The following is a 6,756-nucleotide window of genomic DNA, read 5'->3' on the forward strand; positions in this document are numbered from 1 at the left end:
CCGTAACCTGTGAACGAAGCGGCTGAAGCCGGTTCAAAAATCGACTTCGACCGCAACGCCCTTTTCGACTGCAAGTGCAACAACTGCGCCGGCCACCGCGAGATCCTGCAATCCGACTCCGGTGCCGTCGAACATGGTGATTTCCTCATCCGATGTCCGGCCCGCATGGTCGCCGTTGATCACCGCGCCAAGCTCGACGATGTCGGTGTCCGCCAACGAGCCTGCAGCGATCGCGTGCTGGCATTCGCCGATGGTGATCGACTGCGCCACTTCATCGGTGAAGCAGGTCGCCTTGGTAACAAGGGCCGGATCCAGTTCCTGTTTGCCCTTTGTGTCCGTTCCCATGCAGGCAAGGTGTGTGCCGGGCCGGACATGTTCGGCCAGGAGAATGGGAGCAAAGCTTGAGGTGATGGTGACGATGACGTCCGACTGCGCGCCAAGGTTCTCGAGCGAAACGGATTCAAACGGCAATCCGAGGTCCTTCGCGACCTTTGCCAGACCCTCCAGTTTTTCGGGTGTCCGGTTCCAGGCAACGACTTTCCGGAAGTCGCGCTGGTCGGCAACGGCTCTCAACTGAAAGGCGGCCTGATGTCCAGCACCCACAATGCCAAGGACTTCGCTGTCCTTCCGGGAAAGGTGCGCCACCGAAACAGCAGCGGCGGATGCCGTGCGCAAGGCTGTCAGGAGGTTCCCGCCGACAACCGCCCTGCATTTCCCGGTGTCCGCGTCGAACAGGAAAACGGTCGACTGGTGATTTGTCAGACCCTTGGCGGCGTTGCCCGGCCAATAGCCACCCGACTTCAGACCAAGATTCAGGGCATCGCGATCAAAACCCGACTTGAAGCCATAAAGCGCATCGGCATATCCGATAGCTTCGCGGATCACCGGAAAATTATAGGCTTTCCGGCTCGCCATGGAGGCGAACACCTTTTCAATGGCAGCATAGGATTCCTCGTGGCCAATGAGGGCCGGAATTACCTTTTCCGGGACGATGATCATGAATTTGGGTCCTTGCGTGATCGTGCAGAGAGGCCAGCTGCGCCGACCTCCCTCCTTGCGGTAATGTTTGAAAACCAGCCGGGCTGTGTGTTGCCGCTTGTCAGTAGGCCTTGCCGCGAGCAGAGACCGGCCAGACGGTCTCGACCTTGCCATTGCGAACGCCGACATACCAGTCGTGCACATTGGCGGTCGGATCACAGTGGCCGGGGACAAGACGCAGCTTTTCGCCAACCTTCAGAGCGCCGTTCTTGTCCTCGATCACCCCGTGCTCGTCAGAACACTTGATGTATTTGACGTCGTCGCGGCCGTAGATGAAGGGAAGACCGCTGTCGACTGACTGAGCCTTCAGGCCTGCGTCACAGATCGCCTTGTCAGCCTTTGCGTGGCTCATGATCTGGGTGAGGATGAAGAAGGCATTCTCCCACTCGCCCTGATCAATGCGCTTGCCGTCCTTGTCGAGAATGCGTCCGTAGTCAGCATCCATGAAGGCGTAGGAACCGCACTGCAGTTCATTATAGACGCCCGAGTTGGATTCAAAATAGTAGGACCCGGTACCGCCGCCGGAGACCAGTTCCGGCTCAAGACCAACCGATGTCAGTGCCTTAACGGCAGATTCGACCATTTCGATGGCTCTGTCGAGTTTCGCCTTGCGGTCCTCGTACTTGTCGAGGTGCTGCATGGCGCCCTGATAGGCCTGGATGCCCGTGAACTTCAAACCCGGAGCGGCATTGATCGCCTGTGCAAGCGCAACGACGTCCTGAGACGTGGTGACGCCGCAGCGGCCTGCGCCACAATCGATCTCGACAAAGACTTCCAGAACTGTGCCGTGCTTTTGCGCAGCCGCAGACAGTTCTGCCACATTGTCGATGTCGTCCACGCACACGATGATGCGCGAGCCGAGCTTGGGCAACTGGGCAAGACGATCAATCTTACGCGGGTCACGTACCTGATTGGAAACAAGAACATCCTTGATGCCGCCGCGGACGAAGACTTCGGCTTCCGAAACCTTCTGGCAGCAGACGCCGATCGCACCGCCAAGCTTCTCCTGCAGTTTCGCCACGTCAACGGACTTGTGCATCTTGCCATGCACCCGATGGCGCATGCCGTGGGCTTTCGCATAGTCGCCCATCTTCTTGATGTTGCGCTCCAGCGCGTCAAGATCAAGCACAAGGCACGGGGTCTGGATATCGGCTTCATCCATGCCCGGCACGGCAGGGACGTCAAAACCGACTTCAAGATTGTCGAAATTGGTATGTGCGTTCATTTGGATCACTCCCTTCAGCTGAGCCAGGGCAGTTTGTCGAGGTCGACATTGCCGCCGGTAATCACGATGCCGACGCGCTTTCCCTTGAAAGTGCCAGCATTCTTCAAAACAGTGGCGAGCGGGACGGCGGAGCTTGGCTCCATGACCACGCGCAGGTGCTTCCAGATCAGTTTCATGGCGTCGATGATTTCCGGATCCGAAGCGGTGAAAATGTCCGAGACGTGGTTGGACACGAAGTGCCAGGTCAGGTCCTTCAAGGGGACGAGCAGGCCGTCGGCGATGGTCTTTGGAGCGTCATCGGCAATGATGTAGCCTGCCTTAAAGCTGCGATATGCGTCGTCCGCCTGCTCCGGCTCTGCCGCAATGACCTTTGTTTCGGGCGCTAGGGTCGACAGGGTCAGGCAGGTGCCGGAGATCATGCCGCCGCCACCGATTGGAGCCACGACATAGTCGAGGCCATCGGTCTGCTCCATCATCTCCTTCGCACAAGTCGCTTGCCCTGCGATCACGCGGTGATCGTTGTAGGGATGGACAAAATCGCCACCGGTCTTTTGCTGGACTTCGGTAAACGTGGCTTCACGTGACGAGGTGGAAGGTTCGCACTCGGTGATCACGCCGCCGTAGCGACGCACAGTGTCCTTCTTGGCCTGAGGGGCTGTACGCGGCATCACCACATTGCATGGGATCCCGCGCAACATGGCCGCGTAGGACAGGCAGGACGCATGGTTGCCGGAAGAGTGCGTGGCCACACCCTTCCTGGCCTGTGCCTCGTCGAGCCCGAAGACCGCATTCGTGGCCCCGCGTACCTTGAAGGCGCCTGGCTCCTGAAAGTTCTCGCACTTGAAGAACAGCTGTGCGCCGGTCAGGTCGTTCAGGTAGTCGGAAGTGCGAATGGGCGTGCGCCGGATATGCGGCTGGATCCGCTCATGCGCCGCCAGCATGTCGTCATAGGTTGGGATATACATGTCTGCTGCATCCGACATCAGGCTGCATCCTTCTGAGCCATCGCCGAATGACCGCGATAGTAGTCCTGCGCGGCGGCAACGCCCGAGCCAAGACGGATGTCGAGACCAAGGTCGGCCATCGTCATTTCAGCAGCAGCAATGCCGGAAAGCGCCATGACGTCGGTCAGCGAGCCGAGATGCCCGATGCGGAACACCTTGCCGGCCACATCGCCCAGCCCGACACCGAACGCGACATTGTACTTCTTTGCCGCATGGGTAACGATGTCGGTCGCGTTGAACCCTTCCGGGGTGAGGATCGCGCTGACGGTTTCCGAATAAAGCGACGGATCCTTGGCGCAAAGCTTCATGTTCCAGGCGGCAACCGCGCGCCGAACACCTTCTGCGATGCGGTGATGGCGAGCAAAGACGTTTTCCAACCCTTCGCCCTCAAGCATCTTGATCGCAGTATCCAGACCGCGAATGAGGTTCGCCGGGGGCGTATAAGGGAAGCCGCCGGTTGCGTTCGTCTTCTGCATGTCCTTGAAGTCAAAGAAGCATCGATAGGACTTGGCTTCCGCCGTGATCTGCATGGCCTTCTGGCTGATGCCCAGGATGGCAAGGCCGGAGGGCAGCATGAACCCCTTCTGCGAGCCTGTTACGGCAGCATCAACGCCCCACTCGTCCATACGGAAATCCATGGAGGCGATGGAGCTCACGCCATCGACAAACAGCAGGGCCGGGTGGTTGGAGGCATCCAGTGCCTTGCGAACGGCAGCGACATCCGAGCGAACCCCGGTGGCGGTCTCATTGTGGGTTACGAGGACCGCCTTGATTGCATGCGCCTTGTCAGCTGCAAAGGCTGCCGCGAATGCATCGACCGGTGCGCCCTTGCCCCACTCTTCCTTGATGATTTCGACGTTCATGCCATGGCGCTGGCAAAGGTCGATCCAGCGGTGGGAGAACATTCCGTGCCGTGCGGCGAGGATCGTGTCACCGGGTGAAAGCAGGTTGGTGATGGTCGCTTCCCATGCGCCAGTTCCAGTGGAGGGGAAAATGAAGGCCTCACCGGATGTCGTCTTGAGAATACGTTTCACACCTTCAAGCGCAGGGCGGAACATTTCGACAAATGTATCGGACCTGTGATCAATCGAAGGATTGCTGATAGCCCGGCGCAACTCCTCCGGGATATTTGTCGGTCCGGGGATGAATACGGGATTCTGGCTGAACATCGATTTGCCCTACCTTCTGCTGTTCGGGAGTAACGCAGGGTAATTGGGAGGGCGTCGTCTTGACAATTTTTTTGAAAAAACATTTCATAAATACAAAAAACCGGGTTAGTGATTTGTAATTTAATGATATTCGTATTTTTCATGATGTGAATGTCGTTTTCACTTTCTGTTTGATGGAGGTTGGTGAATGGCCGAGACCCAGAGAAAACGGGGGCGCCCAAAGGCGTTCTACGAAAAGCCGGAAACCACGACGATCAGGTCTCTGGATCGCGCAATGCATGTCCTGTCCGTGGTCTCGTCGTCCGCGGGAATGACACTCAGCCAGATTGCCGAGACGAGCAGGGAGACCGCTCCGACCGTCTACCGGATCCTCTCAACCTTGAAGCTTCACGCTATCGTTTCTTTCGACGAAAGCACACAAACCTGGCATGTTGGCCCCGGTGCTTTTCGAATTGGATCAGCCTTTCTTCGGCGGACACAGCTTCTGGAGCAGGGCCGCCCGGTCATGGAGCGGATCATGCAAAAGACCGGTGAGACGGCCAATCTTGCCATCATCGACAAGTCCGAAGTGGTATTTGTCAGTCAGGTTGAGACGCATGAGCCGATCCGTGCCTTCTTTCGCCCCGGCACCCGCGGGCCCGTTCATGCCTCGGGGATCGGCAAGGCGATCCTGGCGTATCTGTCTCCGGCTCAGCGGCAGGAGATACTGGGTCGCTCGCCGCTTGATCGGTTCACGGTCAAGACACTTACGGAGCAGATCGACCTCAATGCCCATCTTGATGCCTGCCAGAAAAATGGCTGGAGCATTGATGACGAGGAGAGAACGCTTGGCATGCGGTGCATTGCGGCGCCCATCTTCAATCACGACGGACAGCCGATCGCCGGCATATCGGTTTCGGGCCCAACGGTTCGCATGTTGGCAGAGGATGACGAAAAGATCGGTCGGTTGATCCGTGAGGCTGCTGACGAGATCACAAGGGCAATTGGCGGGTTACCACCCTCCGCCCGACAGGATGTGGAATGAAGATTTTTCAAGATTTGTCTGAATGATAGGTCATTTTCAGGAAAAACAAGAAGCAGATTGCGAAATGACCTAGGGTCTCGATAGCTTTCGAATGTGCAAAGTTCCTGCCTGTACTTGATCTCAAGCTCGGGTGAGGACGGTTACGTGAATAAGTTGAAAGCAAGTCAGTTGTCGCAGGATGTATTTGGCGAGTATGGGCAGGTAATTCAAAAAGGTGGCGCGAAGTCTTTTCCGATCAACGCGGGCAACTGCACGCGTTATCATGACCTCGTCACGATTGATGTCACCGGCGAGGAATGCCGCCCCATCGTCAGCATCGTAAGCGGGAAACCCTACGACTTGCCGGTCGAGGTTCCAATGGTTGAGCGGCACCCTTTCGGGAGCCAGGCTTTTATTCCAACCGGCAACAACCGGTTTCTGGTCGTTGTGTGCCGCGATGTGGACGGCGTTCCCGTGGAGCCAAAAGCCTTCATCACCAGTCCGGGGCAGGGGGTGAATATCGCGCGCAATGTCTGGCACGGGATACTGACGCCATTGGATGGCCAGTCTGACTTCGTTGTGGTCGATTGGGCCGGCAAGGGGGTAAATCTGGAAGAACACTTCTTCGAAACGCCTTACCAAGTCTCCTGAGTCACCCCTGACGCCGGTATCCTTGGCTTGTTCCGAATGCAAACCGACAGGGCACATTACTGTGTCCTGTTCGTTGCAGGTGATCATTGGAAAAAATGGCGGAGAGAGAGTCCGCTTTGAAAGTTGTCTCGATCAGTGTCGTCGAATCTTAAATGTGTATGTAACTATCTGTTTTAGAACAAAATAATTGTGGGCCAGAAATCAATCTAGTATCAAGCAGTCTCAAATGTACCCAACCCATCCTAAGGAAATTGATGGGCTGAGTGATGGGCTAGTTGCTGTGCTCGTGAGGTAGATTGATGCTTAGTGATGCCAAGGCGCGGAAGATAAAACCTGACGACAAACCCATGTTGGATGGGTCGATCAAGGGGCTCTATCTGTTTCCTGCCAAGACCCACGGGCAAGGAAAATGGATCTTGCGCTTTACGTCTCCCGAGACCGGGAAGCGGCGAGACATGGGATTGGGCAGCTATCCCACATTCTCGGTGAAACGTGCGCGGGAAATCGCTTTCGAAGCACGCAAGCTGATCGAAATGAAAATCGATCCGATTGATGATCGGGAGCGGGGAGCCAAGGTTCAAAAGGCGCAGATGGAAATGCCGTCCTTCGAGGAAGCTGCCCGGCAGGTTCATGAGGACAAGAAGTCAGGGTTCAAGAACGCCAAAC

Annotated in this window: 7 protein-coding genes; 3 read left to right on the forward strand and 4 right to left on the reverse strand. The window is 56.8% G+C overall.

The window, feature by feature from the left end:
- Positions 1–33: 33 nt before the first annotated feature.
- From bhcD to bhcA, 4 genes are all read right to left on the reverse strand, one after another.
- Positions 34–999 (reverse strand): iminosuccinate reductase BhcD, encoded by a 966-nt coding sequence (bhcD, locus tag F0155_RS07180; RefSeq protein ID WP_150523816.1) that lies wholly within the window; start codon positions 997–999, stop codon positions 34–36.
- 100 nt (positions 1,000–1,099) lie between these two features.
- On the reverse strand, positions 1,100–2,263 hold the full coding sequence (gene bhcC / locus F0155_RS07185; RefSeq protein WP_150523817.1) for a 3-hydroxy-D-aspartate aldolase BhcC: 1,164 nt from the start codon (positions 2,261–2,263) through the stop codon (positions 1,100–1,102).
- A gap of 14 nt (positions 2,264–2,277) precedes the next feature.
- Positions 2,278–3,228: a beta-hydroxyaspartate dehydratase BhcB gene (gene bhcB, locus F0155_RS07190; RefSeq protein ID WP_208999171.1), complete on the reverse strand. Its 951-nt coding sequence runs from the start codon at positions 3,226–3,228 to the stop codon at positions 2,278–2,280.
- Positions 3,229–3,245: 17 nt separating this feature from the next.
- Entirely contained in the window at positions 3,246–4,436 is a 1,191-nt protein-coding gene (gene bhcA / locus F0155_RS07195; protein ID WP_150523819.1) for an L-aspartate--glyoxylate aminotransferase BhcA, read from the reverse strand.
- 187 nt (positions 4,437–4,623) lie between these two features.
- Between bhcA and bhcR the strand changes: the two genes are divergently transcribed.
- The 3 genes from bhcR to F0155_RS07210 form a co-directional block, all read left to right on the forward strand.
- Positions 4,624–5,460 (forward strand): HTH-type transcriptional regulator BhcR, encoded by an 837-nt coding sequence (gene bhcR, locus F0155_RS07200; RefSeq protein WP_150523820.1) that lies wholly within the window; start codon positions 4,624–4,626, stop codon positions 5,458–5,460.
- Between the two features lie 144 nt (positions 5,461–5,604).
- Complete coding sequence (locus F0155_RS07205) at positions 5,605–6,090, forward strand: ureidoglycolate lyase (RefSeq protein ID WP_150523821.1); 486 nt, start codon at positions 5,605–5,607, stop codon at positions 6,088–6,090.
- A 299-nt stretch (positions 6,091–6,389) separates the two neighbouring features.
- Positions 6,390–6,756, forward strand: a 367-nt coding sequence (locus tag F0155_RS07210; protein ID WP_150523822.1) for an Arm DNA-binding domain-containing protein, incomplete at its 3' end; no start/stop codon positions are given.

The organism is Roseibium sediminis (assembly GCF_008711325.1).
GTDB lineage: Bacteria > Pseudomonadota > Alphaproteobacteria > Rhizobiales > Stappiaceae > Roseibium > Roseibium sediminis.